We start from the raw sequence: 26,400 nt of genomic DNA on the forward strand, positions 1-26,400 counted from the left end.
AAATATTATTCTCCATGTCGAATTTGTTCCCAACTTAAATCGAATTTCGCAAGATACTTACGTAGGCGATCGGCATCGTTGGGTTGTTTTTTATTTTGTCTTGATACTGCGAAAAGTTTTCTACCGGCTTCTGAGAGTGTTGATGATTGCTGGCACGTTTTGATAACGGTATTGAGTTGGCTAAGATCGAAAAGATCAATATCAGTACTATTAAATAAAGAAGAGGAAGCAACTCCCCAATTTTGTTTTAAACGATTAATTTCTTCATCAACAAGAGGAAGGGTAATACGACCATTTTCGGCAAGTGTTGCCATTCGCGTTATACTAGCACTAAGTTCACGGAAATTACCACGCCATAATGCCTGTTCAGATGTTGCAAATCGAATATAGTGTAATTTTGCATCAGAGTTAAAGCGGATTGCTTTTTGATAAAGCTTGGCAAAGTGATGCAATTCATAATCGATGTTAGGCTCAATATCTTCTTTACGATCGGCTAAACCGGGCAGAGAAAAAGACCATAAGTTGATCCTCGCATAGAGATCTTCACGAAAAAGCCCTTTCGCAATTTGCTTATCCATATCACGATGTGTACCTGCGATTAACTGAAAATCACTTTGCACTTCAGTATCAGAGCCATAAGGATAAAACGATTTTTCTTCTATAGCTTTCAGTAACATCGCTTGTTCATCAAGTCCTAATTCCGCAATTTCATCAAGAAATAAAATTCCTTTATCGGCTTCCCTTAATAAGCCTTGTCTGGCTTGCAACGCACCTGTAAATGCCCCTTTTACATGGCCAAATAAAGTGGACATTGCATTGTCACCGCGCAAAGTGGCGCAGTTAACAGCGATAAAACGGCCTTTTACAAAATGGCGAGATTGTCGTAATTCATAAATACGCTGAGCAAGGAATGATTTCCCGGCTCCAGTGGGACCGGTTAATAAAATTGGTGCAACAGAGCGTAATGCTACTCGTTCAATCTGAGCGATTAAAGCATTAAAACGTTCATTGCGTGTGGCTATCCCTGATTTTAAGAAAGAGAGTGATTCATTATGGTAGTGCTCAAATCGGCTCGTTAGTTTTGTGTAACGGCTTAAATCGAGATCAATAACAGCATAACTTCCCGTGGCTGATTGTATTGTTTTGATACCATCTTCATTTTCGATTTTAGAAGAAGGGGAGGTTTGTAATAGTTTTGCAGGTAAGTAGTGCGCTTCAGTCAGTAGAAACCAGCAAATCTGAGCGATGTGAGTACCCGTTGTGATATGGACATAATATTCTTCATTCTCAGTATCAAATGGATAATTCACTGCGAAATCAAGAAAGTGACTGTAAACCTCTTCCAGATCCCAAGGATCACAAATATCAATTTCGTAAGGTAATACTTCTGTATCAGGAGAGACGGTATGAATATCTTCAGTGATTTTTGACGCTAGCATTGAATCATTGGGTTGATGGATCATGACCAATCGACTAACGGGGAAATCTTTTTGATGGCAAATAGAAATTGTTGGACGCCATGAATTCCATCTTTTATGGCTTTTACCTCGTTTATCTAATGTCGTACCTAAAACACCAATCACCACTTTGCGTTTCATTAAGTTATCCCTACTTATCTTTTTATCTATATTTATAAATGTATAGATAAAAAGATAAGATTTTATCGATTTTAATTCAATAGCTAAATATTTGAAAATTACATTGAGGGTATTTTTATCAATTAAAACAATTGGTTAAAAATATTTTTGGTGGATTTTAAAAACTTGGCACGATCCTCGCAATATTATTAATGTCTTGAGCAGATTTTAAATCTGGTAGGCACATAAAGAACACTCTGTGGTGTTATCTAAATGTGTTCCTCCACATCGGGACTCTGTAGGTGAAGAGGGTTATTTTCAGGTTCGATTCCTGACACCAAAACCATTACAAATCCAAATGTAAAATTAAATATAAAAAAATCGTTGTGACAGCAGTATCGTCACCTTGCTTATCCACCAGCAACTACGCTGGATTGAAGGCAGAAGAAGAGACAAACAAAGTATCGTTCCTCTCTTGTTTTCCCTTCGATTTCGCCAAGTTTGTTCGTGGAAAGTAAGTCACGATAAAAATGGTAATAAAAGAAAGCCAATAATAAAGAAGAGAAAAAGGAAGCAATGATGATAAGAACAACAATAAAAGTGAAACAGGGACAACTGGGTTTATTAAAGAAGGACGATGAATATATTGATGTCCTTACTATGGGGGAACATAAATTTTTCGATCTTCGCCGTCAATTAAGTGTTGAGCTGGTGGAATTGAACGGTCCTGCAATTGAAAGAGAGAAAGCCGAATTTTTACGCCAATATCATCCAGAATGGGTGAGTGAATATTGTTTTGATATTGTGCTATCTGATGAAGAGATTGGCTTACTTTATGAAAATGGCTCACTCAAAGAGATCTTAGCGCCGAGCACTCGCCGTCTCTATTGGAATTATGCACAGCGCTCAATGGAAGTGTTGTCAGCAAATGAATTGGAAGTTTCGCCAGCTTTGGTTAAAAAATTACAGCATCCAAAATTACGTAACCAGACGATAAAAGGCAGTGAAGGTGTATTAAGTGTGGATATTCCGACATGGCATGCGGGCATTATCCGTGTTAATGGTGAAACTCAATCACTATTACCCCCGGGATTGAAAGGCTATTGGCGTTATCAGCACAAAGTTGATGTTGAAGTTGTAGATATGCGCTTGCAAACACTCGATGTAAGCGGACAAGAGATCTTAACGAAAGATAAAGTGACCTTACGCATTAATTTGTCAGCGAGTTGGCGTTATCGCGACGTGCTTTCAGCGTATCAACTACTGAGTTCACCTCTTGAGTTCTTATATAAAGAGTTGCAATTTGCGTTACGTGAGGCCGTAGGAACAAGAACGTTGGATGAATTATTAGAAAATAAAACACTGATTGATAGTTTAGTAAGTGAAAAAATCAGTGAAGTGACTAAAGGATATGGTATTGAAGTGGCTTCATTAGGGGTAAAAGATATTGTTTTACCAGGCGAAATGAAAACGATTTTAGCGCAAGTGGTTGAGGCTGAAAAATCAGCTCAGGCTAATGTTATACGTCGAAGAGAAGAGACATCCGCGACACGTTCTTTATTAAATACGGCAAAAGTGATGGAAAACAATCCAGTAGCTCTACGATTAAAAGAGCTAGAAACCGTAGAACGTATTGCAGAACGTATTGATAAGATTTCCGTTTATGGCGGTTTAGACCAAGTATTAAACGGGCTAGTACAAATTAAAGGAGCACAGGCATGATATTGGATCATCAAATAGTAAAAGAAGCAGGGACTGCGGAAATCAAAATGTGGACAAATGGTGTACCTGTTGAAGCAGATGCTCTAAAGCAACTTATCAATACCGCCAAGATGCCTTTTATTTTTAAACATATGGCAGTAATGCCCGATGTTCACTTAGGGAAAGGTTCAACAATAGGAAGTGTTATCCCAACAAAAGGTGCGATTATTCCGGCTGCTGTTGGTGTGGATATTGGATGTGGAATGATTGCGGTGAAAACATCATTACACGCCAATGATCTGCCAGATAATTTATTTGCCATAAGAACGGCAATAGAAAGAGCAGTACCTCATGGACGAACAAGTTATCAGTCAGGGAACGATCGTGGTTCATGGAAGAACCCACCTAAACTTGTTGATCAACATTGGCAACAACTTGAAGGGCGTTTTAAGGTTTTAACTGATAAGTATCCACGTTTACGAAATACGAATAACTATCGTCACCTAGGTACATTAGGAACAGGAAACCACTTTATCGAGTTGTGTCTTGATGAATCAGATAATGTTTGGGTAATGCTACATAGTGGATCTCGTGGTGTTGGTAATGCTATCGGTACGTTATTTATACAAATGGCACAAGAAGACATGAGAGAACATATCGCTAACTTGCCAGATAAAAACTTAGCGTACTTAAAAGAAGGAACGCTTTTCTATGATGACTATATAGAAGCCGTAGAATGGGCACAGGATTTTGCACGTCATAACCGTGAAATCATGATGGAACGCGTGTTGGCGGCATTATCAACACAAATAACTAAACCTTTTACGACTCAGCAACAGGCAGTGAACTGTCACCATAACTATGTGCAAAAGGAAATGCATTTTGGTGAAGAAGTTCTGGTGACTCGAAAAGGTGCCGTTTCTGCTCAAAAAGGTGAAATGGGGATCATTCCGGGTTCAATGGGAGCGAAGAGTTTTATTGTTAGAGGTAAGGGAAATGCAGAAAGTTTCTGTTCATGTAGCCATGGCGCAGGACGCGTAATGAGCCGAACAGCAGCAAAAAAAGCCTTTAGTGTTGAAGACCAAATTCGAGCAACAGCACATGTGGAATGTCGAAAAGACGAAGATGTGATTGATGAAATTCCGATGGCTTATAAGGATATTGATGCTGTTATGAAGGCTCAGTTATCACTTGTTGAGGTTGTTCATACACTACGGCAGGTTGTTTGTGTAAAAGGATAATGGTGTTTTTTTTAAGATAATTCATAACTATCCCCAAACGGTAACGTTGGGGATAGTGAGATATGAAAGCGTGTGCTGATATGCAAATGAATACAAGTTAAAGAATTAAAGTTATCTTTAAATTAAGCCCTTATTTACTGTTCAAAATTCAAACAATTAATGTTTAGTATTATTAATAAATAATCTCTGATATTAAATTTATTATTGACCAATAAAGATAATCATAAAATGAATACTTATATTGAGTCATTCTTTAATTAAAAAGGAATTATTAATAACTTATTAATATCTACAACCGCAGTTATTTATTTAGTATAAAACAAATCCTAAATTTCTTAATTATATTAAAAATTAACTTTATTCTTATTGTAAAAGTATAGCCTACTATATTTAGTGTATTAATCTTCATAGTGTATATTAATAAAAAAGTAATTGTTAATTTCTTGCGTCCCAAATGTGAACGAAGCGTTTTGAATTGCTTGCAGTATAGATAACAGTATGTGAAATATTACGATGTCCTAAATAATCTTGAATTAGACGTGTATCTCGCCCCAAATCAGCTAAAGCATAGCCACATGCATGGCGTAGCATATGAGGGTGAGGAGTAATGGATACATTAGCTTTCTTACCTAAACGGCGAAGTAATCCATAGACTTGTTGACGCGAAATTGGACCCGTTTTTTGAGATAAAAACACCCATTCAGAATCCGCTTCTCTCCATGTTTCTCGTTTTTTCAACCAGTTAGCTAACGCTTCATACTCCTCTTCGATAATTGGCTGCGTTGTAGATAACCCCCCCTTCAAACGTCTGACATAGAGTATCCGACTTTCCAAATCAATATCGCTGAGGGTTAATCTACATAGCTCACTAACGCGAAATCCATGTAAAAAACACATTAAAAACATACAGTAATCTCTTTCTGGATACCGTCCTTCCTTGGCTTGCTTCAAAATAGAATTGATCTCAAAACGTGTAAGAAACTTACGTTGCTTCATTTTTTATAACCTTTTCAATGAGATAACAAGGAACAAAAGTCAATTGTTGCATCACTATAACAAGTAATATGCATCAATAAAGAGTTGTATTTTTTTTATGCTTTCACTTTTACTTGTTCATTTTAAACAAGTTTATTGAAAGCTTATTTATTTTTAGAAAATGAAAGTTATTGATTGGAAAAGTGAAAAACGAGCAGAGATAGGAATTCAGGCATCTTTAGAGAAATAAACAGAATACACCAAATTGTTTACTATTATTCTCTGGCTTCTCACTTAAGTCAAATTTAATGTTAACCACATATCTTAACTTAATTAACATATTGATATTTATCATTATTTTAAAAAACGAATATGATTGGTTACTTTGTTTAAAATCCAGAAATAAATTTTTTTACTTTTTTCACAAATTATAGTATTTGCACTTAGAATTATAAACTCTTTTTCCGATATTTAAAGATTGATTATCTAAATACGTTTAATTTCGAGATGAAAATTTTTAACAAAACAATTTGGTGTATTTTGTTTTGTTTCTAACGATATTTAATTTCGTTTAGGACGGGGCACAGATATACCAAAATTCAAAAACTCAATAAGTGAGTCATTCAATTAGGAATTATTTATTCCTAGTGAATTTATTATTTTTAATGTCTTCGTCCTTTATATTTTAGGAAACAAAAAGATGAAATTAAATAAATTAGCGTTAGTTCTTGGCTTAGGTTTATCTGTTGCTGCAGGTTCTGCATTCGCTGCTGATCAAGGTCACGGTACAGTTAAATTTGTTGGTTCAATTATTGATGCACCTTGTTCTATTCATCCTGATTCAGAAAATCAAACTGTTCCATTAGGTCAAATTTCTACTGCTTCATTAAAAGATGGCGGTCGTAGTAATTCTCGTGATTTTAAAATTACTTTAGAGAATTGCACAACAGAAACTTATAAAACTGTTCAAACAACCTTCACTGGTTCAGAAGATGCAGACATCTTAGCAGGTTCTTTAGGTATTGAAGGTATTGCTAAAAATGCTGCTGTTGTTATCACCGATGCTGGTGGCAAACAAATCAAATTAGGCACACCAAGTGCTGCTCAAACATTACGTGATGGTAATAACGATCTGAACTTTGCTGCTTACTTACAAGGTTCTTCTGCAGAAGCTGCTGTTCCTGGTGACTTCACTGCAATCGCAACTTTCGCACTGACTTATCAGTAAGAAAAAATGAGTTCTGTACAGGGATGTACAGGGCTTTTTTTCCTGTGTCTATTTTTAACGATTTTTTTCTTACGGAGAAAAATATGAATCGCAAGATGACACCACTATGGCTATGCCTTATTGCCAGCTTACTGACAACAACAGCAGTAGCGAGTGATGTAAAACAAGATAAAAACATGCATCAGCGATTTGGGGTACTTAATCTTTCAGGCTCGATCTTAGAACCATCTTGCACGATTGCAGCAGGAAGTGGTGAACAAGTTATTCCACTGACAATGGTTTCAATTCCGATGCTGGTGACTGAAGGGCAAGGACCTATTGAGTATTTTTCTATCAGATTAACGGAATGTACGCTAATTGAACAAAAAGGTCAGGAAGCGGACAACCCTCGTTTTATTGCAACGTTTGAAGGTCCCTCTAACGGGAATGGTAATTTTGCACTTTCTGGTGAAGCAAGAGGTGCGTCATTAGCGATAGCTGATCGTTATGGCAGACGAGCAATTCCGGGTAAGCCATTACCCCCTGTTGGTATTGACTCTAAATCAATGGCGTTACTTTACCAAGCGCGAATAGTCAAAAACAACGAAATACCAAAAGCTGGAAATTACCGAACAACGCTGCGATTTAAGCTGGAATACTATTAAATGGATCGGGTTGGATAACTTATGGTTAGAACATTCAAAACCGTTGGTTTAGGGACGGAAAAAAAGAAAAAACAACATACTATTCGGCCTGTTGCTGTACTGATCTATTTAATTCTTACTGGCGCTTCCAGTATTTCAAGTTCAGCTTTAGCAAATAGTAATATTGAATTTAATGCCGATATTTTGGATCTAAAAGATAAGCAAAATATCGACTTATCAGATTTCTCTCGTGCTGGCTATATTATGCCCGGCCGATATGAGTTTGTTGTTCGTGTGAATAATAATGAACTCCCTGAACTTTATAACATTAACTATGTTGTGCCAGCTAATGATCCTAAAGGTAGCGAGGCTTGCCTACCACCAGAATTGATCCACCAAATAGGGCTCAAACCTGAATGGGCTGAAAAAGTGAAATATCAAGATAATGGAAGTTGTCTTGATATCTCTTCTATTCCCGGAATGACGGTAAATGCAAGTCTGGGAAATGGCAATCTTATTCTTACTATTCCTCAAGCGTATCTTGAATATTCAGCACCAAACTGGGATCCACCGTCTCGTTGGGATCATGGTATCTCAGGCGTACTTTTCGACTATAACGTCAATGCTAACGTGACCGATCCCGCTAAAGGGAAACAGCGCCAACAAGTTACAGGTTTAGGAACCGTGGGAGCAAACCTTGGTGTTTGGCGTTTCCGTGCCGATTGGCAAGCAAGTTATCAGCATACAACGGGTCTTCCTGATAGCACTGAAAATAGTTGGAAATGGAACCAACTTTATCTTTATAGAGCAATTACGCAATTAGGGGCTCGCCTTGTAATGGGGGAGACTTATTCACGCTCTGATATTTTCGATAACTTCCGTTTTACTGGGGTTAACTTGTCTACGGATGACAATATGCTACCACCTAACTTAAGGGGATATGCCCCTGAAGTAACGGGAGTAGCAAAAACAAATGCGAAAGTAACGATTAGCCAGCAAGGTCGTGTGATCTATGAAACTCAGGTGGCTCCGGGACCGTTTCGTATTCAAGACATCAATGATGCAGTAAGTGGCAAATTAGATGTGCGTGTTGAAGAGCAAGATGGATCTGTTCAAGAGTTCCAAATGGATACTGCAAGTATTCCTTATTTAACACGTCCCGGCAGAGTGCAATATAAATTATCTGCGGGTAAACCGTCGGATATGAACCGTAATACAGAAGGTCCTATTTTTGGTATGGGTGAATTCTCATGGGGGATCAGTAACGGTTGGTCACTTTATGGTGGTTCATTAGTCTCGGGAGATTATAACTCGGTTTCTGCTGGTATTGGTCGTGACCTGATGGCACTGGGTGCTATCTCTTTTGATGCGACACATTCTTGGGCAAAAATTCCAAGTGATAATAAGCGTTATCACGGTGGTTCCTATCGCTTAAGTTACTCAAAACGTTTTGAACAAATAAATAGCCAAGTGACATTCGCAGGCTATCGATTCTCTGAACGTGACTTTATGAGTATGAATCAATATTTAGATCGCCGTTATCGTGGTGGTGAAGAAGATAACAATAAAGAGCTTTATACCATTATGTTTAGTAAGCAGTTCCCTGAATGGGGGTTGAGTGCTTACTTAAACTATAGTCATCAGACTTATTGGAATAAACCTAATAATGATAACTATAACCTATCGTTAGCCAAAACGATGGATATTGGTAGCTTTAAAAATATCAATCTCAGTTTGTCAGCGTTTCGCAATAAATTTAATGGCACCAATGATAATGGCGTTTATATGAATGTCAGTATGCCTTGGAGCGATCGCGCGACCATTAGCTACAACACTGTGATTAATAAGCACGGTAATTCACATAATGTCAGTTATTACGATCGTATTGATGACAATAGTAGCTATCGTGTTGGTGCTGGTTTAAGCAGTAACGGTAAACCATCCGCAGATGCCTATCTCATGCATTATGCTGATGCTGCATTGGTCACTGCCAGTGCGAGCCATATTAATGGCGAATACACATCAGCCACATTATCACTACAAGGTGGAGCAACATTAACACCAAAAGGTGGTGCATTACACCGTACAAGTCGTACTGGTAGTACTCGTTTATTGGTTGATACAGATGGTATTTCTGATGTACCAGTGAAAAGTATCGGCGCTATTACTCGTACCAATGCTTTTGGTAAAGCCGTACTGCCTGATATCAATGATTATTACCGCAGCAGTGCCAGTATCGACCTTGATCAGATGCCAGATAACGCTGAAGCATTACGCTCAATTCAACAATTAACCCTAACAGAAGGTGCAATAGGCTACCGCCACTTTGATGTGGTTTCGGGACAAAAAGCCATGGCTGTCATTCGCTTACAAGACGGAACTTATCCACCATTTGGTGCCAGTGTCACAACCGAGAAAGGGCGTGAGCTTGGTATTGTCAATGATGGTGGGAATGTCTATCTGACGGGGATTAATAGTGATGATGTATTGAGTGTGCGTTGGAATGGTCAGGAGCAGTGCAAAGTTCGTATTCCAACATTAGTTGAAGGATTATTTATGTCTTCATTATTACTGACTTGTAGTGATGGAGATGCAACACCTTCGACAATCAATCAAAGAACAGAGCCCTTACCTAAGCCTCAACTGATTACACAATAAGGTTAGGAAAGAAGGGAAAGATAAAAATAATTTCAGACAAAAAGAGTAATTCAAAATGATGTTATCAAAGCGCTTATTCATTGTAACAACCACTTTATTAACTGGAATGGTCTTTACTAGTCAAGCCCTTGCTGCGATTGCTTTAGATAGAACGCGCGTCATTTTTAATGGTGCAGATAAATCTATTAGCTTAAATGTCAGCAATCAAAACAAAGAGCTACCTTACTTGGCTCAGGGCTGGATGGAAAATGAAAATGGAGAACGTATTGACAGCCCATTATTAGTTTTGCCTCCAATTCAGCGTATTGAGCCGGGCGATAAAAGCCAAGTAAAAGTGCAGTCATTACCAGATATTGCCAAGTTACCACAAGATAGAGAAAGCGTTTTCTATTTCAACTTGCGTGAAATTCCACCTCGTAGTGATAAACCTAACGTGTTGCAAATTGCATTACAAACACGAATTAAACTGTTTTATCGCCCCGCATCAATTTACGCCACACAAACGGATCTCACCCATCCTTGGCAGGAAAAAATCACCTTAATAAAGAAAGGTGATCGTTATGAAGTGAATAACCCAACACCTTATTACGTGACATTAGTGGATGGGCTAACAGGATTACAAGGAAAAAGCCTCGACGGTTTTGAACCGATCATGATTGCCCCTAGAAGCACAGGAACGATAAATCTGCATATTTCTGCATTTGGTGCATCACCTGTACTCAGTTACATCAATGACTACGGTGGACGCCCACAGATGAAATTCACTTGTAATGGCAATGAATGCAAAGTCGCAGAAACATCAGCAGGAAACTAAATAGGTCTATTTTATGAAAATGGAACAGCGGTTTAGCCCAAGCAAAGCAGTGTTGATTCTTATTTTGGCAACGTTTACTGGAGGCCTAAGTTTTACTGCTGTTGCGAATTTACCCGCTAGAGCGGTGAAAGATGTCATTCCGGGAATTGTTTATATCAATATTTCAGGGAATGTCATTGCGCCCCCGCCTTGCTTAATTAATGACGGCAAAATGATCGAAGTTAATTTTGGTGAGGTGATGAGTACACGTATTGATGGTGTTCGTTATAAAGAGCCTATTCACTACACCGCGACTTGCCAAAAAATGCCGACAAATGCGATGAAAGTCTATGTTACGGGTAGCGCAACTGGCTTCGATTCAAATGCGCTACAAACAAATATTACAGGATTGGGCGTGCGTATTCTGTATCAAGGAAACTTATTAGATTTAGGTAAGGCGGTGAATTTTACCTATCCCAACTTACCTGAATTAGAAGCTATTCCTGTTCGTGATCAGAATGAAGCCTTAGTGGGTGGTGATTTTGTCGCAAGTGGCACACTGCATGTGGATTATCAGTAAGAGGTCAGAAGATGAATAAATTAAAGTACATGTGCCTGATTGCATTACTGAATTCTTATTCTGTCATGAGCGCAGATGCACCTAATATGAAATTGTTTGGCACCTTATTAGTGCCACCACCTTGTGTCATCAGTAACAACGAACTGATTGATGTCTATTTTGGGCACAATGTAGGTATTCATAAAGTAGATGGCATTAACTACACCGAATCCGTGAATTACCGATTGGTCTGTGATCCAAATTTAAAAGGTTGGGATTTAGGGCTTTCTATTATTGGCCCTAAAACACAGTTTGATGAAGCAGCGCTACAAACCAATATTCCTGATTTAGGTATTCATCTCACGCAAGATGGTAAGCCTTTTAAATTAAACGAGCGTATTGCGATATCACCCGATAATCCACCGGTGATCCAAGCAGTACCTGTTAAAAGGCCGGGGAGCACTTTGCCTGAAGGTGCATTTGAAGTTTCTGCAACACTGCTTGCTGAATACCAATAGGAGCGTATTGATGAATATAACAAGATTATCGATCCCGTTCGTATTGGGTTTTGCCACATTTATGGGATTAACATCAACCGCTTTCTCTGCGCCAGATAATATGCGCTTTCACGGCATATTGGTCGATGAGCCTTGCACCATAAAGCCCGGGGACGAAACCGTTGAGTTAGATTTTGGCAATATTCCGGATAAAAACCTTTATGCGTATCAACGAACACCCAGCAAATTGTTTCAAATACGTTTGTCTGAATGTGACTTAACGATTGGTAAAAGTGTCAAAATCACCTTTAAAGGTGATGAAAATCAAGCCATGGCAGGACAAGGTTTTTTAGCGATCAGCCCAAGTAGTCAAGCGGCGGGTATTGCTGTTGGACTGGAATCTGAAAATGGAAATGCGCTACCTGTTAATAAAGAAACAGACAAAATGTCATTAAATGCAGATGACACGATTTTAAATTTTTATGCCTTTATTCAAGGGGAGCCGGATGCGATTGCTAACCAGTCCATTAAACGCGGCCCGTTTAGCGCAATAGCCACATTCCATTTGAATTATGACTAATTATTAGGGTTGAGGTTTTATATGTCCATATTAAAGCGACTTCCGGCTTTATGTATTGCAATAGGTTTGCTGTTTTCAGCACCTACGATGGCATCTATCTTTTCTTATATTACACATTCTGAAGGTGAGCCAGCTCACGCCACTTATACCTATGTTATTCAGCGTTGGGATCCTGAAGATCCTTATACTCCCAATCCTTGTTATGGCTGGAGTAAATGCTGGATAACCATTAACCATAAACATGATGCTAATGGTTCTCCGGGGTCGGCAGTAAGAAGTATTGTTCGTGTTGAAAAGGAACAGTATTTAGCAGGGGTTCGTGAAGCAGTAATGAAAGTTGAAAGTTTTCCAATACAAGGAACGGCAAGACACGATGGTGATCCGTTAACCTCAAATCAAGAGTGTGTTGGACTATTTTATGAATCTAAGGAAGGAGGTTGGTCTCCAAATGGACGTTTATTACCAGGATCACTATGTGGTATCGCGCCGCCACCAGTAGGTGCCTGCAAAATAACAGAAGGAGCTGTAAATCTAAATTATGGCGATATTGATGAAGTGAGTTTGGAAAATGCGGAACGCGCTCAAAATATTAATGTGACTTGTAACTTGGCAATGAAAGTTCTGGTTATTGCATCAGGTTCAGATAGTGGACGAGTGCCATTACGAGCAGATAACAGTCTCTATGCCGATTTATTTCTTGATGGACACCCGGGAGAAAAGGGGTCTGTCATTGATGTTCCTAAAAATGGAACGATACCCGTAGAGGTTAAATCAGTTTTACATACCAATGGTCGCGTTGCACCGGGCTATTTCTCTGGTTCAGGTTCAATTATTTTAACGATGCCTTAATCATGATAATGGGTGAATATTATGATGAATTACGATTTTACAGATATTGATGTTAATGCATTAGTTGGCAAGAGAATTCAGAAAAAACGTAAAGAATTAGGTTATACCGGTGTGCAGATTGCTGAAAAAATAGGTGTAAGCCAACAGCAATTTTCTCGCTATGAGAGAGGAATGAATAAAATAGATTTAAGTTACCTCGTTTTGTTAGCGAATTACCTGAATACTCCTATTTATTGGTTTTTCGAAGACTGCTTTACCTCGAAATCTTCATCTGAAAATCAGCGAATTGATAAACGCAGTAGCATCACTGCTGAAGCGATGCCTGATGTTTTTTTATACTAATGCATATCGCTAAAAGGAACTCAAACTTGGTGTTTTAGAGCGTATGCTTTTTCTTTGATTGATTACCAAATTGGTAAGGCAGGGGAAACCCTGCCCTTTTTTTATGCTAAAAAATACTAAGTACTGTTAGTTAAACTTGAGTTATTGATCGTGTAATCAGCAAAAAAGAGAGGGGATAGATAATCAATTTTTACACTTTGATAAGAGGAAAAAATGGGTCATAAAAGTAAAGTTATCATTTTATGATGATAATAATTATCTAAAACAGGTATTTTTCTTGAAAAGCGGGATCGGAATACTCTTAAAGCGAGTGTCTTGCAAATATAGGCTTCTATTAAGTTAAACATGTCTTTTTTTTATTACATCATGAAAAAGATAAATAAATCTAACTTAATTTATTAAATAAAGATCTTCTAATAATGACATTCTTATTAAGAGGTGGTGAGTTGAATAATTAAATAATATTAATGGAATTCTCTATTTTTATTTAAATTATTAACTTGTTATCATTTGGTCGATAAAAGATTGTTTCCAATATATACCTTAAAACTTACTTCTTTAAATTAATTAACTATTCAAAAATGAGTTAAATCTATTCAAATAATATAAAACTATTCCTAATTTATCGTAAAGATAAAAAAATTCCAATATTCTTATTGAAAAAGATTTGATAATTAAAAAACAAGTAATAACGACTAATATATATACGCTTTAAATGAGTAATGTTAAGTTAATATATATTTAATGTGAATGAAATGTATTTTACTGTGTTTCTGTTTGGATAAAAATATGTGGATTCTGTGGGAAAGTAATAATATGAATAAGCTAATAATAAAATTAGTAGCAATACGTAAAATAGTCAATAATCCAATAAATAAATAATTTAAATGTTTGAAGTAGCTCTTAGTAAATACATTAAATTTTTTACCCAAAAAAGGCGTAATTATTCTCAATCAAATGATTAGATTTTTGGTTTTTTTTGAGGGGGAAATGAGCATTACACGAATTTCTTTTTTGAATTATCAGCTAGTTAACATATAGGAGTGTTCTTAATCAAAAAATGCAAGTCGTATAAAAAACTCGCTTTTTGACTTCAATTTCTTAAGTATAAATACTTATGTCTAAGTGTTAAATTATTATCAAAACACTCTATTCTTGACTGACTTATTTGTATAATTAATTATAAATCAATGTGTTATAATTTTTTTACTCTTTTTATGTTATTTATTGTAAATATGCGTAACTATAAAAGATGTAACTATTAATTTATCTATTAAATACAATGAGTTATATATTGTTGGGGTTGGTGTTTTAATATCCAATTCAATTTAAGATTATCATTAAAAGATTTATTTAATGTGATTTCCGCATGGGAGTAAATAATGATAATAAATCAATTAACAAATTCATTATTTTGATCTACTTATAAATCAATATATTAGATTTGATTTGTTTCAATATGTAAAATTTTGGTTATATTAGGTTAAGATAAATAAATAATAAAATGTTACTTAATTGACAATTACTCCTATTCGTAAAAAGAAAGTTAGATCTTTTAACTTTAAATTTTGAGATGGCAGAATTTAAATCTCATATTTCTCTTTTTAAGAGTATTTTGTTGGTTTTAAATTCCATTTCGTCATTTTCAAAAAGTAATATTTTGTATGAAAATGTAAAAAATACACCTAATATCAGTAAATTAATAAAATAGGTTTAATTAATTTTTGGTGGTTTGACTTAAATAAAACCCGAGCGAATAATATATCCAACTTGATACGGTTCCTTTATCTGGTTTCATAATTAAATATGAAATTGGTTAGATGAAATTTATCAAAATATAGAAACTCTATTTAGTGTGTCATTCATTTAAGCAATTTGCTTATATTGAATTTTATTATTTTAAATATCTTCGTTCTTATATTTTCAGGAAACATAAAGATGAAATTAAATAAATTAGGTTTAGTTTTAGGTTTAGGCTTAACAGTTGCTGCTGGTTCTGCATTCGCGGCTGATCAAGGTCATGGTACTGTAGAATTTTGGGGTTCAATCATCGATGCTCCATGTTCAATTGATCCTAACTCAGGTGACCAACGTGTTCCACTAGGACAAGTTTCAGCAAATGCACTGAAAGATGGCGGCCGTAGCGTTTCTAACACTTTCAAAATCAAATTACTGCAATGCTCTACTGAAACTTATAAAACAGTTCAAACTACTTTCACTGGTGCTGAAGCAGCGGCTATCCTGCCTGGCTCTTTAGGTATCGAAGGTTTAGCGCAAAATGCAGCAGTTGTTATTACTGATGCAGGTGGTACACAAATCAAATTAGGTGAACCAACTAAAGCTCAAACATTACGTGACGGTAACAATGATCTGAACTTTGCAGCTTACTTAAAAGGTTCTGCAACAGATGCAGCTGTACCTGGTGACTTTACTGCGATCGCTACTTTCGCATTAACTTACCAATAATAGATGTTCTTTTAAGCCCTGTATAAGGATGTATAGGGCTTCATTTCTAGCATTATTTTTTTATGGTTTATTTTATGGAGTAGAGCGCAATGAATCGCAAAATGGTGCCACTATTATTACTTGTTGCAACAGGATTATTTGTTAAACCTGTAATAGCAGTGACCGACATAAAACAAGATGTAAAATCACATCAGCGATTCGGCGTGGTTAGTCTACAAGGCTCTATTTTAGAACCAACATGTACCATCTCAGCAGGAAGCCGAGAGCAAGTTATCTCTTTAAGTACCGTGTCTATTCCAACCTTAGCTGTCGAAGGCCAAGGTCCTATTGAATATTTTTCTATTCGCTTAACAGAATGTTCTCTTGTTGACCAGAAAGGTACACAAGCTGAGCGTCCTCGTTTTATTGCTACTTTTGAAGGCCCCGCACAGAACGGATTATTCCAACTTTTTGGTGACGCGAAAGGTGTTTCGTTAGCTATTGCTGACCGTTATGGAAGATTGGCAATACCAGGGAAACCTCTACCTCCTGTGGATATTGATACAAAATCGTTGTCTTTGCTATATCAAGCAAGACTCGTCAAAAATAACGAAATTCCACGAGCAGGTAATTACCAAGCAACCCTGCGTTTTAAACTCGAATATTATTAAATGGATTGGTTGGATTATTTATGGCTAAATCATTCAAAACTGCTTCACGAAAAGCAGAAAAAAAGAGTAATCAGCATACTATTCGACCTGTTGCGGCACTGATCTATTTAATTATTGCTGGTATGGCAAGTGCTTCTAATGTGGTGTTTGCTGCTAGTGACATCGAGTTTAACTCTGATATTCTTGATCTTAAAGATAAACAAAATATTGATTTATCTGACTTCTCTAGAGCTGGCTATATTATGCCAGGAAAATATGAATTCATTGTTAAAGTTAATAATAATGAATTACCTGATCTCTATACTATTAATTATATAGTTCCCGAAAATGATCCTAAAGCGAGTATTCCTTGTATTCCTCGTGAATTGGTCAATCAATTTACGCTGAAACCAGAGTGGGTTAAAGCGGTAACTTGGAAGGATGGTGACGCCTGTCTTAATGAGTCCTCATTGCCGGGTATGACAACAAGCACTAACTTAGGTGCGGGTAGCTTTATTGTCACCATTCCGCAAGCTTATGTTGAATATTCAACTGAAGACTGGGATCCGCCTTCTCGTTGGGATGAGGGGATTTCAGGTCTTATTTTTGACTATAACGTCAATGCGAACGTCAACGATCCTGCAAATGGTAAACAAAGACAACAAGTAACAGGAAGTGGTACTGCGGGGGCGAACTTAGGTGTTTGGCGTTTCCGTGCTGATTGGCAAGCAAGCTATCAACATACAACAGGTGTGAATAGTAGCTCAGAAAATGATTGGGATTGGAGCCAATATTATCTTTATAGAGCAATCACTCAGTGGGGTGCTCGCCTTGTTATGGGTGAGACTTACTCACGCTCTGATGTTTTTGATAACTTCCGTTTTACAGGTATCAGTTTACTGACTGATGACCAGATGTTACCTCCAAACTTACGAGGTTATGCTCCTGAAGTAACGGGTGTGGCGAAATCTAATGCTAAAGTAACAATTAGTCAGCAAGGCCGTGTTATTTATGAAACTCAAGTCGCACCGGGTCCATTCCGTATTCAAAACCTTAATGATGCAGTGAGTGGTAAGCTTGATATTCGAGTAGAAGAGCAAGATGGCTCAGTACAAGAATATCAAATGGATACCGCAAGTATCCCTTACTTAACACGTCCGGGTCGTGTGCAATATAAATTATCAGCAGGTAAACCTTCTGATATGGATCACAAGACAGAAGGGCCTGTTTTTGCAATGGGTGAGTTTTCATGGGGTGTTGCTAATGGTTGGTCACTCTATGGGGGGTCATTAGTTGCAGGGGATTATAATTCTGTTTCTTTAGGTATTGGTCGTGACTTGATGGTATTAGGTGCAATTTCATTTGATGCGACACATTCATGGGCAAAAATTCCTAATGATGGTAACAACTATCACGGTGGTTCTTATAGAGTCAGTTACTCTAAACGTTTTGAAGAAATTAATGGTCAGGTGACTTTCGCCGGTTATCGCTTCTCAGAACGTGACTTTATGAGTATGGATCAATATTTGGATCGTCGTTATCGTGACAATAACCGCGATAATAACAAAGAGCTCTATACCATAACATTAAGTAAGCAATTCCCAGATATAGGTTTGAGTGCTTATCTTAACTATAACCACCAAACTTATTGGAATAAGCCTGATAACGATTACTACAACTTATCTTTATCTAAGTTTATGGATATTGGTAAGTTTAAAAATATTAACTTTAACTTGTCAGCATATCGCAACAAATTTAATGGCACGAATGATGATGGTGTTTATCTGAACGTCAGTATGCCGTGGAGTGATAAAGCCACAATTAGCTATAACACTGTGATTAATAAACACGGTAATTCACATAACGTAAGTTATTTCGACCGTCTTGATGACAATAATAACTATCGTTTAGGTGCTGGTTTAAGTAGCCGTGGTCGTCCTTCAGCTGACGCTTATTATACTCGTTATGGTGATACTGCATTAGTCACTGCAAGTGCAAGCCATATTCAAGGTGAAAATACATCGGCATCACTTTCATTCCAAGGTGGGGCAACGTTGACACCAAAAGGTGGCGCATTCCACCGTACAGCAATGCCGGGAGCGGCGCGGCTATTAGTTGATACTAATGGCGTTTCTGGAGTCCCAGTGAGAAGTTTAGGGGCAGTAAGCTACACCAATGCCTTTGGTAAAGCAGTACTTCCAGATATTAATAACTATTATCGCAATAGTGCAACAATCGATTTAGATAAATTACCTGATGATGTCGATGCGGTACGTTCAATACAACAATTAACCCTGACTGAAGGGGCTATTGGTTACCGTGAGTTTGATGTTATTGCAGGGCAAAAAGCGATGGCAATCGTACGTTTGAAAGACGGTACTTATCCACCATTTGGAGCAAGCATTACCACCACGAAAGGGCGTGAATTGGGGATCGTGAATGATAGCGGTAATGTTTATCTCAGTGGAATAAATTCAGGTGATATTTTAGACGTACGTTGGAGTGGTAAAAAACAGTGCACAGTACAAGTTCCTAAATTAGATGAAGGTTATTTTATTTCTTCACTATTATTAACTTGTGGAGCCACTCCATCAATATCTTCTCCAGCAGAAGAGAGAACCGAATCACCATCTCAACCACAGCTTGTTAAAACAGAAGGTTGAGAAGGGAAAAATTAAACGATTTTATAAACAAAAGAGTAATTAAAGATGATGTTATTAAAGCGCTCATTCATTGTAGCAACCACATTATTAACTGGCATGGTATTCACTCAACAAGCCATTGCTGCGATTGCATTGGATAGAACTCGTGTCATTTTTAATGGAGCTGATAAGTCTGTCAGCCTGAATGTTAGTAATCAAAATAAAGATCTACCTTATTTAGCACAAGGTTGGATGGAAGATATCAATGGGCAAAAAGTAGAAAGTCCATTAATCGTTCTGCCACCTATTCAGCGTATTGAACCAGGTGATAAAAGCCAAATAAAAATACAATCATTACCTGATGTCGCTAAGTTACCTCAAGATAGAGAGAGCGTATTCTATTTTAACTTACGTGAAATTCCACCACGTAGTGATAAACCAAACGTATTACAAATTGCATTACAAACACGTATTAAACTGTTTTATCGTCCAGCAGCTATTTATGCCACACAAACGGATTTAACAAATCCGTGGCAGGAAAAAATCACCTTAACGAAGAAAGGGGATACCTATCAGGTTAATAATCCAACGCCTTATTTTGTGACAATTGTTGATGGTTTAACAGGGTTAAAAGGTGAAAGTATAACTGGATTTATGCCTTTAATGATTGATCCAAAAAGTAGTGCTGACCTTAGTCTAAAAGCTTCTGCACTTGGTGCATCACCTGTACTAAGTTATATCAATGACTACGGTGGACGCCCTCGTTTGAAATTTAGCTGTAGTGGCAACGAATGTAAGGTTGTAGAAACAGCGACTGGAAATTAATAGGTTTATTTATGGATATGGAACAGCGGTTAAACACAAGCAAAGCAGTGTTGATTTTATTAATGACAACATTTACTGGTGTCCTGAGTTCAGCTGCTGTTGCAAGTACATCACCTAAAGCGGTAGCGGCACCTAGCGCCGTTATACCGGGGATGTCATATATCTATATTAGAGGCAACGTAATCGCACCTCCACCTTGTGTTATTAATAACGGCAAAACGGTTGAAGTCGATTTTGGTGAAGTAATGAGTACGCGTATTGATGGTACTAATTATACAAGACCTATTGTTTACAATGCTGTATGTAAGCAGATGCCAGTGAATACACTAAAAGTCTCTATTGTGGGAAATGGTGCAAGTTTTGATGCAAATGCATTAAGAACGAATTTTACAGGGCTTGGTGTACGCATTCTTTACCAAAACAAGACATTAAGATTAGGACAAACAGTAAACTTTACTTATCCTGATTTTCCTAAGCTTGAGGCAGTACCTGTTCGCGATTATTCGACAACATTAACAACAGGTGGTGAATTTACAGCAACAGCCACTCTTCGAATGGAATATCAGTAAGGAGTCAGCACAATGCTTATGAATTTGAAAAAGGTTTGTCTGACAACACTACTTGCAGTGACACCTTTGTTTGCAAGTGCTGATGAACCCAATATGAAGTTATTTGGCACATTATTAATTCCGCCACCTTGTGTGATTGAAAATAATAACTTAATTGAAGTCTTTTTTGGCAACAATGTGGGTATTAATAGAGTAGATGGAATTAATTACACAAAACCTGTGAATTACACATTAAAGTGCGATCAAAATATAAAGGGTTGGGATCTTACCTTGTCAATTATTGGTCCTAAAAGCCAATTTGATGATGCGGGATTACAGACTAACATGGCAAATTTAGCCATACATATGATACGTGATGGCGAACCTTTTATTTTAAATGAACGCGTTATTATATCGCCCACTAAGCCACCTGTTATTCAAGCTGTTCCGGTGAAAAAACCGGGCAGTACATTGGCAAAAGGCCCATTCGAAGTAACAGCAACATTACTCGCTGAATATCAATAGGAGTGTGAAAATGAAATTTAAGACATTATCGCTTCCTGTTATTTGCGGGTTAACGCTACTAATGGGAACACTAACAACAGCCAATGCAGCACCGAATAATATGCGACTTTATGGCACATTGGTGGATGAGCCTTGTGTGATTAAGCCAGGTGATGAAACCATTTCTCTAGAATTTGGTAATGTACCTGATAAAACATTTTATATTGGCGCGGGTAGAACAAATAGCCAAACTTTTCAAATTCATTTATCAGAATGTGACCTTTCTATTAATAAGAAAGTAAGAGTGACATTCAGTGGTAATGAAAATCAAGCAATGGTTGGGCAAGGTTTTCTTGCATTAAGTGCAGGAAGCCAAGCAGAAGGCATTGCTATTGGTTTAGAAAATTCTGATGGTAGTCCACTGCGGATTAATCAGGAAACAAGTAATATCGCCTTAAATTCAGGGGATTCGATTTTAAGGTTCCGTGCATTTATACAAGCAGAACCGAATGCTATTGCAAACGAGTCAATAAAACGAGGCCGTTTCAGTGCAATAGCCACATTCCATCTGAATTATGATTAATCTTTACGATTGAGGTTAATATGTTTACCCCAAAACGATTATCAGCATTATTTATATTTAGCGTAATGATGCTATTTTCAGCATCATCAATGGCTGCCATTTTTTCTTATATTACGGAATCAAAAGTGAGTAGTAGCGGAAAGGCTGCTGACTATACCTTTATAATTCAACGTTGGGACCCTGAGCCTCCTGGGGCATTAAACCCATGTTATGGTTGGTCAAAATGCTATATTACTATTAACCATAGACACCAGCCTGATGGTTCGGGGGGACTCAGAACAACGGTTATTCTGAGCCATGCTGAGAAGTATAGAACGATGGAGGAACTGCGTGTTGCGGTTCAAAATAGTGGAAAATTACCACTGCCGTATGGCCCTAAAGTTGCGAAGCATAGTGGTGTCCTTGTTGATACCATTCAAGAGTGTGTAGGCTTGTTCTATCAAAAAAACTCTGGCGGGATTGCTGATGATGGTCGTTTATTGCCAGGCTCAATGTGTGGTATTGCCCCACCACCGGCAGGTGCCTGCCAAATTATTGAAGGTTCGGTGGATATGGATTACGGCGATATTAATGAAGAAAATCTGAATAATGCTTATAGAAAGAAAACCATTAATGTCACTTGTAATAAAGATATGCTGGTTATGGCAATCGCATCAGGAATGGATGGTTCAAGCGTAAGACTTCGCCCTGATAATAGTCTATATGCCGACCTCTACCTTAATGATAGACCAGGTGAAAGTGGTGCAACTGTTTTTGTACAAAAATTCCGTGCAGCACCTATTGAAGTTAGCACCATATTACGTACTCGAGGTCGAGTTGCACCAGGCCCATTCTCTGGTGTAGGGACAATTATTTTAACAATGCCTTGATAGAGATGAAGTTGGAAAACGCGATGATGGATTATAATTTTATAGACATCAATGTGAATGAATTAGTTGGCAGAAGAATACAGAAAAAACGCAAAGAGCTTGGTTATACTGGCAGCCACATTGCTGATAAACTAGGTATAAGCCAACAACAGTTCTCACGTTATGAACGCGGGTTAAATAAAATAGATTTGAGCTACCTTGTGACATTAGCTGTCTATTTAAGAACCCCAATTTACTGGTTTTTTGAAGATTGCTTTCACGTTGAAGAAGAGATTGAAGATAGACATGCAAGTAAGTGTATATATTTTATGGCGGAAACCACACCAGATATTATCTTCTAATCAGTAAATATTTTCTTATTGAGTGGTAGATAAAGAGGGCAAAATATAATTTTGTCCTCTTTTTTTATCTTTAAAATATCAACATCATTATTTTTAAATCTTTAATTTACGATTTCTCTCTTTCTTTGCTCAGATCAGCAATTCTTCATTCTACGTATAGTTGAACGTTCAATATCTACTGCAATATTAGTTGTTCATGTTACAAATAATCTAAAGTTTTAACCTATCCTGACCATTTATTCGTCATTATTTTCTTTTTTATAGTAATTACAACCGTTACTATCAGGTTTATCTGAGTGTTTAATCGTTTCTGACTATTAATTGAAGGCATTTTCAATCAGAAAAGGTTAATAAATAATCATGAAAATGTTAAAAAATGTTACCTTATGCACATTTTTTAATTTTAGATATTATAAATTAATTTTAATGCAAGTGATTTGTAATTGTATGATTAATTTTTAATTGGTTGTTTATTATGGTAAAAAATATTTTATTTAACAATTTTGCCCTAGCTTTTATCTTAAATAAGGTATTTATAAATAGGATTAACAGATAGTCATAATAAAAAGGGTTGTGTACTGTGCATTTTCTGTTTTTTTTATAAAAAGGATAAATGATGCAAACAAAAAAACAGGGAGGCAGTCGCTTTCTACGCACGGTGGAATGGCTAGGAAATGCACTACCCCATCCCGTTATTTTATTTATTATTTTAATTGCTATTTTACTTGTCTCTTCGGCTGTTGGTGAATACTTCGGTGTTACGGTACAAGATCCCCGACCAGAAGGCGCAAAAGGACGTGCAGAAGATGGCTATATCCATATTATTAGTTTGTTAGATGCGGATGGTATCCGTCGTATATTGGCAAATATCGTTACAAACTTTACTGGATTTGCACCTTTAGGTACGGTGCTGGTGGCGTTATTAGGTGTCGGTATTGCTGAACGAGCAGGTTTATTATCTGCGGTGATGCGTTTAGTGGTAATGAAAGCACCTCGCAAAATGACCACATTAGCAATTGTGTTTGCTGGTATTATGTCTAATACTGCGGCTGAATTAGGTTATGTGGTACTGATACCGTTATCAGCGATTATCTTCCATTCGTTAGGACGACATCCACTTGCTGGTCTAGCGGCTGCATTTGCAGGGGTTTCAGGCGGTTATTCTGCTAACTTACTCTTAGGAACGATAGATCCGTTATTATCGGGTATTACACAGCAAGCTGCGCGTATTATAGATCCAACCTATATCGTTGGTGCTGAAGCAAACTGGTACTTTATGTTTGTCAGTACATTCCTTATTACTTTCTTAGGTTACTTCATTACGGAAAAAATCGTTGAGCCTCAACTAGGGCCTTATAACGGTAACGAACTTGATGATGAAGAAAATGATTTAAGGAATGCTGCTGAAGTTACGCCACTAGAAAAGAAAGCACTATGGGCTGCAACAGGGACATTTATTGTGATGGGCGTGATTTTGGCGCTAACGGTTGTTCCTGAAAATGGCATATTGAGAAACCAAGAAACAGGGCTTATTGGTAATTCTCCTTTCTTAAAATCGATTGTTGTCTTTATTTTCTTATTCTTTGCAATACCGGGTATTGTCTACGGATGGATTGCTAAGACAATGCGTACAGATAAAGATATCGTTGACGCTATGGCGAATTCGATGAGTACACTTGGCCTCTATTTAGTGATTATTTTCTTTGCGGCTCAGTTTGTTGCGTTCTTTGGTTGGACAAACATCGGTCAGGTAATAGCTGTTAAAGGTGCTGCGCTACTTAATAGTATTGATATGCCAAGTGGGTTGCTGTTCTTAGGCTTTATCTTAATCTGTGCTTTTATTAATTTAATGATTGGTTCAGCATCGGCACAATGGGCTGTGACAGCACCTATCTTTGTACCAATGTTAATGCTTGCCGGTTATGCACCAGAGACAATCCAAGCGGCATATCGAATAGGCGATTCTGTCACTAATATCATTACACCTATGATGAGTTATTTTGGTTTGATATTAGCAGTCGCAACAAAATATAAGAAAGATACGGGTATTGGTACCATGATCTCTATGATGTTGCCATATTCCGTGATTTTCTTAATTGGTTGGTCATTATTGTTCTACTTATGGGTATTTGTATTCAACTTACCAGTAGGACCTGGCTCACCAACGTATTATTCTCCAACAGCAGGTTAATTCTCTGCGATGACGGAAGCTTATACAGGGATGTATAGGCTTTTTTTATTTTGATATTTCATTATTTTTGTCTGGTTTCTTTTTTATGATTTGCTAATTTTTCTGTTAGTTGTGTGGCATAGTCTGCATGTAAAAATTGGGTATCTAAACCTGCTTGTTGCAATTTTAACTCAAGTAATGTCAAACGCTTTTGCAGTGATCCATCTTCTATTTCCGCTTCATTTAACGTACTTAGGATTTCTGCTAGAGATAAGGCTTCTTTTCTGTCTTGCATTTCAGGTGGTAAAAAACCAGCATTCTTTAATAAATGATAGCTTGCTCTAAGTGATTCTGGAACATGGCTATTATCATCAAGGATCAGTGGTTTCCCTTCACCTTTTAGCGATGAAAGTTCCCCTTTTTGTAACGCTTTTTCGATATGGCGTTCAGCCCACTCATCTAAAATAGACACTTTAAACCTCTTTTTTTAGTAACTATCGCAATAGAAAAGATCACTACAAATTAAATTGACTTGCTTAGATTATATAATTTGATATTATATTTTTATATTATATAAATAGATATATTATTAAGGACTCCAAAATGAGCAAGTACAAAGAAATAGTAACAGACATTGCCAGCAACATGGGGGCGTTGTCTCAAAATATTCCAGAAGTGATGAAAGCGTTTATGAGCACGACAAAAGCGGGTGGTAAAGAAGGCGCTTTAGATGCAAAAACAAAAGAATTGATCGCCATTGCAATTGCTGTCGCGAATCGTTGTGATGGTTGTATTGGATTTCATACAAAAACACTTGTGGAGCTTGGCACAACAGAACAAGAACTTGCTGAAGCATTAGGTGTTGCTATTTATATGGGCGGTGGCCCTTCAGTTATGTATGCATCCAACACCATGGGCGCTTTTAAAGAGTTTAGTAAATAAGATTTTTATCATCATATAATTAAATAAAGTAATCAAAAACCAGAATAAGTTCCTTCTGGTTTTTTTATTTATAGACTTTGTTTATTTTCTGTTTATGTTTAATTTTTATCCTCTATTTTTTAATACTATCTAGATAATTTTTTAATAAAAAGACGCCAGTTATTTAATAAAAAATTAATCTTTCATTATTTTAATTTTCAATGAAAATGTTTCATTGTATTGATTTTTATAGATAATATCTTTCTTAAGTATCATTTT

General features: G+C 37.0%; 25 protein-coding genes. 22 read left to right on the top strand and 3 right to left on the bottom strand.

The window, feature by feature from the left end; genetic code table 11:
- Positions 1-5 precede the first annotated feature (5 nt).
- Positions 6-1,598, bottom strand: a complete 1,593-nt coding sequence (gene rtcR / locus D7029_RS04385) for an RNA repair transcriptional activator RtcR (RefSeq protein ID WP_088493564.1) — start codon at positions 1,596-1,598, stop codon at positions 6-8.
- A gap of 561 nt (positions 1,599-2,159) precedes the next feature.
- On the opposite strand from rtcR, the gene D7029_RS04390 reads away from it, so the two are divergent.
- On the top strand, positions 2,160-3,299 hold the full coding sequence (locus D7029_RS04390) for a slipin family protein (protein ID WP_194952582.1): 1,140 nt from the start codon (positions 2,160-2,162) through the stop codon (positions 3,297-3,299).
- Positions 3,296-4,519 carry an RtcB family protein gene (locus tag D7029_RS04395; protein ID WP_088493562.1) on the top strand — a complete coding sequence of 408 codons (1,224 nt, stop codon included), beginning with the start codon at positions 3,296-3,298 and terminating at the stop codon, positions 4,517-4,519. The genes D7029_RS04390 and D7029_RS04395 overlap by 4 nt, the downstream gene beginning before the upstream one ends.
- A gap of 435 nt (positions 4,520-4,954) precedes the next feature.
- Here the strand turns inward: D7029_RS04395 and mrpI are convergent, their stop codons facing one another.
- The gene (gene mrpI / locus D7029_RS04400; protein ID WP_194951954.1) at positions 4,955-5,515 is read right to left on the bottom strand and encodes a phase variation DNA invertase MrpI; all 561 of its coding nucleotides are present in this window, start codon (positions 5,513-5,515) and stop codon (positions 4,955-4,957) included.
- A gap of 679 nt (positions 5,516-6,194) precedes the next feature.
- On the opposite strand from mrpI, the gene D7029_RS04405 reads away from it, so the two are divergent.
- From D7029_RS04405 to D7029_RS04495, 19 genes are all read left to right on the top strand, one after another.
- Positions 6,195-6,722, top strand: coding sequence for a fimbrial protein (locus D7029_RS04405; RefSeq protein ID WP_023581066.1), 528 nt, complete (start codon positions 6,195-6,197; stop codon positions 6,720-6,722).
- A 95-nt stretch (positions 6,723-6,817) separates the two neighbouring features.
- Positions 6,818-7,366: a fimbrial protein gene (locus D7029_RS04410; protein WP_153050571.1), complete on the top strand. Its 549-nt coding sequence runs from the start codon at positions 6,818-6,820 to the stop codon at positions 7,364-7,366.
- Between the two features lie 21 nt (positions 7,367-7,387).
- On the top strand, positions 7,388-10,003 hold the full coding sequence (locus tag D7029_RS04415; RefSeq protein WP_088493560.1) for an outer membrane usher protein: 2,616 nt from the start codon (positions 7,388-7,390) through the stop codon (positions 10,001-10,003).
- Between the two features lie 55 nt (positions 10,004-10,058).
- Positions 10,059-10,817, top strand: a complete 759-nt coding sequence (locus D7029_RS04420; protein WP_194951955.1) for a fimbria/pilus periplasmic chaperone — start codon at positions 10,059-10,061, stop codon at positions 10,815-10,817.
- Positions 10,818-10,830: 13 nt separating this feature from the next.
- The gene (locus tag D7029_RS04425; protein ID WP_088493558.1) at positions 10,831-11,376 is read left to right on the top strand and encodes a fimbrial protein; all 546 of its coding nucleotides are present in this window, start codon (positions 10,831-10,833) and stop codon (positions 11,374-11,376) included.
- 11 nt (positions 11,377-11,387) lie between these two features.
- Positions 11,388-11,873: a fimbrial protein gene (locus D7029_RS04430; RefSeq protein ID WP_023581062.1), complete on the top strand. Its 486-nt coding sequence runs from the start codon at positions 11,388-11,390 to the stop codon at positions 11,871-11,873.
- A 10-nt stretch (positions 11,874-11,883) separates the two neighbouring features.
- Complete coding sequence (locus tag D7029_RS04435) at positions 11,884-12,432, top strand: fimbrial protein (RefSeq protein WP_194951956.1); 549 nt, start codon at positions 11,884-11,886, stop codon at positions 12,430-12,432.
- A gap of 21 nt (positions 12,433-12,453) precedes the next feature.
- Complete coding sequence (locus D7029_RS04440; RefSeq protein ID WP_194951957.1) at positions 12,454-13,281, top strand: adhesin; 828 nt, start codon at positions 12,454-12,456, stop codon at positions 13,279-13,281.
- Positions 13,282-13,302: 21 nt separating this feature from the next.
- A complete protein-coding gene (locus tag D7029_RS04445) occupies positions 13,303-13,623 on the top strand; it encodes a helix-turn-helix domain-containing protein (RefSeq protein ID WP_088493554.1) in 321 nt (106 codons plus the stop codon).
- A 1,938-nt stretch (positions 13,624-15,561) separates the two neighbouring features.
- Positions 15,562-16,089 (top strand): fimbrial protein, encoded by a 528-nt coding sequence (locus D7029_RS04450; protein WP_194951958.1) that lies wholly within the window; start codon positions 15,562-15,564, stop codon positions 16,087-16,089.
- An 89-nt stretch (positions 16,090-16,178) separates the two neighbouring features.
- Positions 16,179-16,739 (top strand): fimbrial protein, encoded by a 561-nt coding sequence (locus D7029_RS04455; protein ID WP_270754177.1) that lies wholly within the window; start codon positions 16,179-16,181, stop codon positions 16,737-16,739.
- Positions 16,740-16,759: 20 nt separating this feature from the next.
- Complete coding sequence (locus D7029_RS04460) at positions 16,760-19,381, top strand: outer membrane usher protein (RefSeq protein WP_194951959.1); 2,622 nt, start codon at positions 16,760-16,762, stop codon at positions 19,379-19,381.
- 45 nt (positions 19,382-19,426) lie between these two features.
- Positions 19,427-20,185 (top strand): fimbria/pilus periplasmic chaperone, encoded by a 759-nt coding sequence (locus D7029_RS04465; protein WP_194951960.1) that lies wholly within the window; start codon positions 19,427-19,429, stop codon positions 20,183-20,185.
- Between the two features lie 11 nt (positions 20,186-20,196).
- A complete protein-coding gene (locus D7029_RS04470) occupies positions 20,197-20,754 on the top strand; it encodes a fimbrial protein (protein ID WP_228766733.1) in 558 nt (185 codons plus the stop codon).
- Between the two features lie 18 nt (positions 20,755-20,772).
- A complete protein-coding gene (locus D7029_RS04475; RefSeq protein ID WP_228766734.1) occupies positions 20,773-21,258 on the top strand; it encodes a fimbrial protein in 486 nt (161 codons plus the stop codon).
- A gap of 10 nt (positions 21,259-21,268) precedes the next feature.
- On the top strand, positions 21,269-21,820 hold the full coding sequence (locus D7029_RS04480) for a fimbrial protein (RefSeq protein ID WP_194951962.1): 552 nt from the start codon (positions 21,269-21,271) through the stop codon (positions 21,818-21,820).
- Positions 21,821-21,840: 20 nt separating this feature from the next.
- Entirely contained in the window at positions 21,841-22,689 is an 849-nt protein-coding gene (locus D7029_RS04485) for an adhesin (protein WP_194951963.1), read from the top strand.
- Positions 22,690-22,712: 23 nt separating this feature from the next.
- Complete coding sequence (locus tag D7029_RS04490; protein WP_194951964.1) at positions 22,713-23,030, top strand: helix-turn-helix domain-containing protein; 318 nt, start codon at positions 22,713-22,715, stop codon at positions 23,028-23,030.
- Positions 23,031-23,646: 616 nt separating this feature from the next.
- Positions 23,647-25,221 (top strand): AbgT family transporter, encoded by a 1,575-nt coding sequence (locus D7029_RS04495; RefSeq protein ID WP_088493544.1) that lies wholly within the window; start codon positions 23,647-23,649, stop codon positions 25,219-25,221.
- Between the two features lie 61 nt (positions 25,222-25,282).
- Here D7029_RS04495 and D7029_RS04500 read toward each other — a convergent pair whose 3' ends face one another.
- The gene (locus D7029_RS04500; protein ID WP_194951965.1) at positions 25,283-25,672 is read right to left on the bottom strand and encodes a DUF1992 domain-containing protein; all 390 of its coding nucleotides are present in this window, start codon (positions 25,670-25,672) and stop codon (positions 25,283-25,285) included.
- 131 nt (positions 25,673-25,803) lie between these two features.
- Between D7029_RS04500 and D7029_RS04505 the strand changes: the two genes are divergently transcribed.
- Positions 25,804-26,142 carry a carboxymuconolactone decarboxylase family protein gene (locus tag D7029_RS04505; protein WP_006534886.1) on the top strand — a complete coding sequence of 113 codons (339 nt, stop codon included), beginning with the start codon at positions 25,804-25,806 and terminating at the stop codon, positions 26,140-26,142.
- Positions 26,143-26,400 lie beyond the last annotated feature (258 nt).

It is taken from the genome of Proteus vulgaris (genome assembly GCF_016647575.1).
Taxonomy (GTDB): Bacteria; Pseudomonadota; Gammaproteobacteria; order Enterobacterales; family Enterobacteriaceae; genus Proteus; species Proteus mirabilis_B.

What these genes read in the sequence shown, in the direction of transcription:
- D7029_RS04420 (WP_194951955.1), top strand. Translation starts at nt 10,059, where the DNA reads ATGATGTTATCAAAGCGCTTATTCATTGTAACAACCACTTTATTAACT.
- D7029_RS04425 (WP_088493558.1), top strand. Translation starts at nt 10,831, where the DNA reads ATGAAAATGGAACAGCGGTTTAGCCCAAGCAAAGCAGTGTTGATTCTT.
- D7029_RS04410 (WP_153050571.1), top strand. Translation starts at nt 6,818, where the DNA reads ATGACACCACTATGGCTATGCCTTATTGCCAGCTTACTGACAACAACA.
- rtcR (WP_088493564.1), bottom strand. Translation starts at nt 1,598, where the DNA reads ATGAAACGCAAAGTGGTGATTGGTGTTTTAGGTACGACATTAGATAAA.
- D7029_RS04475 (WP_228766734.1), top strand. Translation starts at nt 20,773, where the DNA reads ATGAATTTGAAAAAGGTTTGTCTGACAACACTACTTGCAGTGACACCT.
- D7029_RS04485 (WP_194951963.1), top strand. Translation starts at nt 21,841, where the DNA reads ATGTTTACCCCAAAACGATTATCAGCATTATTTATATTTAGCGTAATG.
- D7029_RS04460 (WP_194951959.1), top strand. Translation starts at nt 16,760, where the DNA reads ATGGCTAAATCATTCAAAACTGCTTCACGAAAAGCAGAAAAAAAGAGT.
- D7029_RS04415 (WP_088493560.1), top strand. Translation starts at nt 7,388, where the DNA reads ATGGTTAGAACATTCAAAACCGTTGGTTTAGGGACGGAAAAAAAGAAA.
- mrpI (WP_194951954.1), bottom strand. Translation starts at nt 5,515, where the DNA reads ATGAAGCAACGTAAGTTTCTTACACGTTTTGAGATCAATTCTATTTTG.
- D7029_RS04505 (WP_006534886.1), top strand. Translation starts at nt 25,804, where the DNA reads ATGAGCAAGTACAAAGAAATAGTAACAGACATTGCCAGCAACATGGGG.
- D7029_RS04405 (WP_023581066.1), top strand. Translation starts at nt 6,195, where the DNA reads ATGAAATTAAATAAATTAGCGTTAGTTCTTGGCTTAGGTTTATCTGTT.
- D7029_RS04435 (WP_194951956.1), top strand. Translation starts at nt 11,884, where the DNA reads ATGAATATAACAAGATTATCGATCCCGTTCGTATTGGGTTTTGCCACA.
- D7029_RS04465 (WP_194951960.1), top strand. Translation starts at nt 19,427, where the DNA reads ATGATGTTATTAAAGCGCTCATTCATTGTAGCAACCACATTATTAACT.
- D7029_RS04395 (WP_088493562.1), top strand. Translation starts at nt 3,296, where the DNA reads ATGATATTGGATCATCAAATAGTAAAAGAAGCAGGGACTGCGGAAATC.
- D7029_RS04455 (WP_270754177.1), top strand. Translation starts at nt 16,179, where the DNA reads ATGAATCGCAAAATGGTGCCACTATTATTACTTGTTGCAACAGGATTA.
- D7029_RS04445 (WP_088493554.1), top strand. Translation starts at nt 13,303, where the DNA reads ATGATGAATTACGATTTTACAGATATTGATGTTAATGCATTAGTTGGC.
- D7029_RS04490 (WP_194951964.1), top strand. Translation starts at nt 22,713, where the DNA reads ATGATGGATTATAATTTTATAGACATCAATGTGAATGAATTAGTTGGC.
- D7029_RS04480 (WP_194951962.1), top strand. Translation starts at nt 21,269, where the DNA reads ATGAAATTTAAGACATTATCGCTTCCTGTTATTTGCGGGTTAACGCTA.
- D7029_RS04430 (WP_023581062.1), top strand. Translation starts at nt 11,388, where the DNA reads ATGAATAAATTAAAGTACATGTGCCTGATTGCATTACTGAATTCTTAT.
- D7029_RS04440 (WP_194951957.1), top strand. Translation starts at nt 12,454, where the DNA reads ATGTCCATATTAAAGCGACTTCCGGCTTTATGTATTGCAATAGGTTTG.
- D7029_RS04495 (WP_088493544.1), top strand. Translation starts at nt 23,647, where the DNA reads ATGCAAACAAAAAAACAGGGAGGCAGTCGCTTTCTACGCACGGTGGAA.
- D7029_RS04450 (WP_194951958.1), top strand. Translation starts at nt 15,562, where the DNA reads ATGAAATTAAATAAATTAGGTTTAGTTTTAGGTTTAGGCTTAACAGTT.
- D7029_RS04470 (WP_228766733.1), top strand. Translation starts at nt 20,197, where the DNA reads ATGGATATGGAACAGCGGTTAAACACAAGCAAAGCAGTGTTGATTTTA.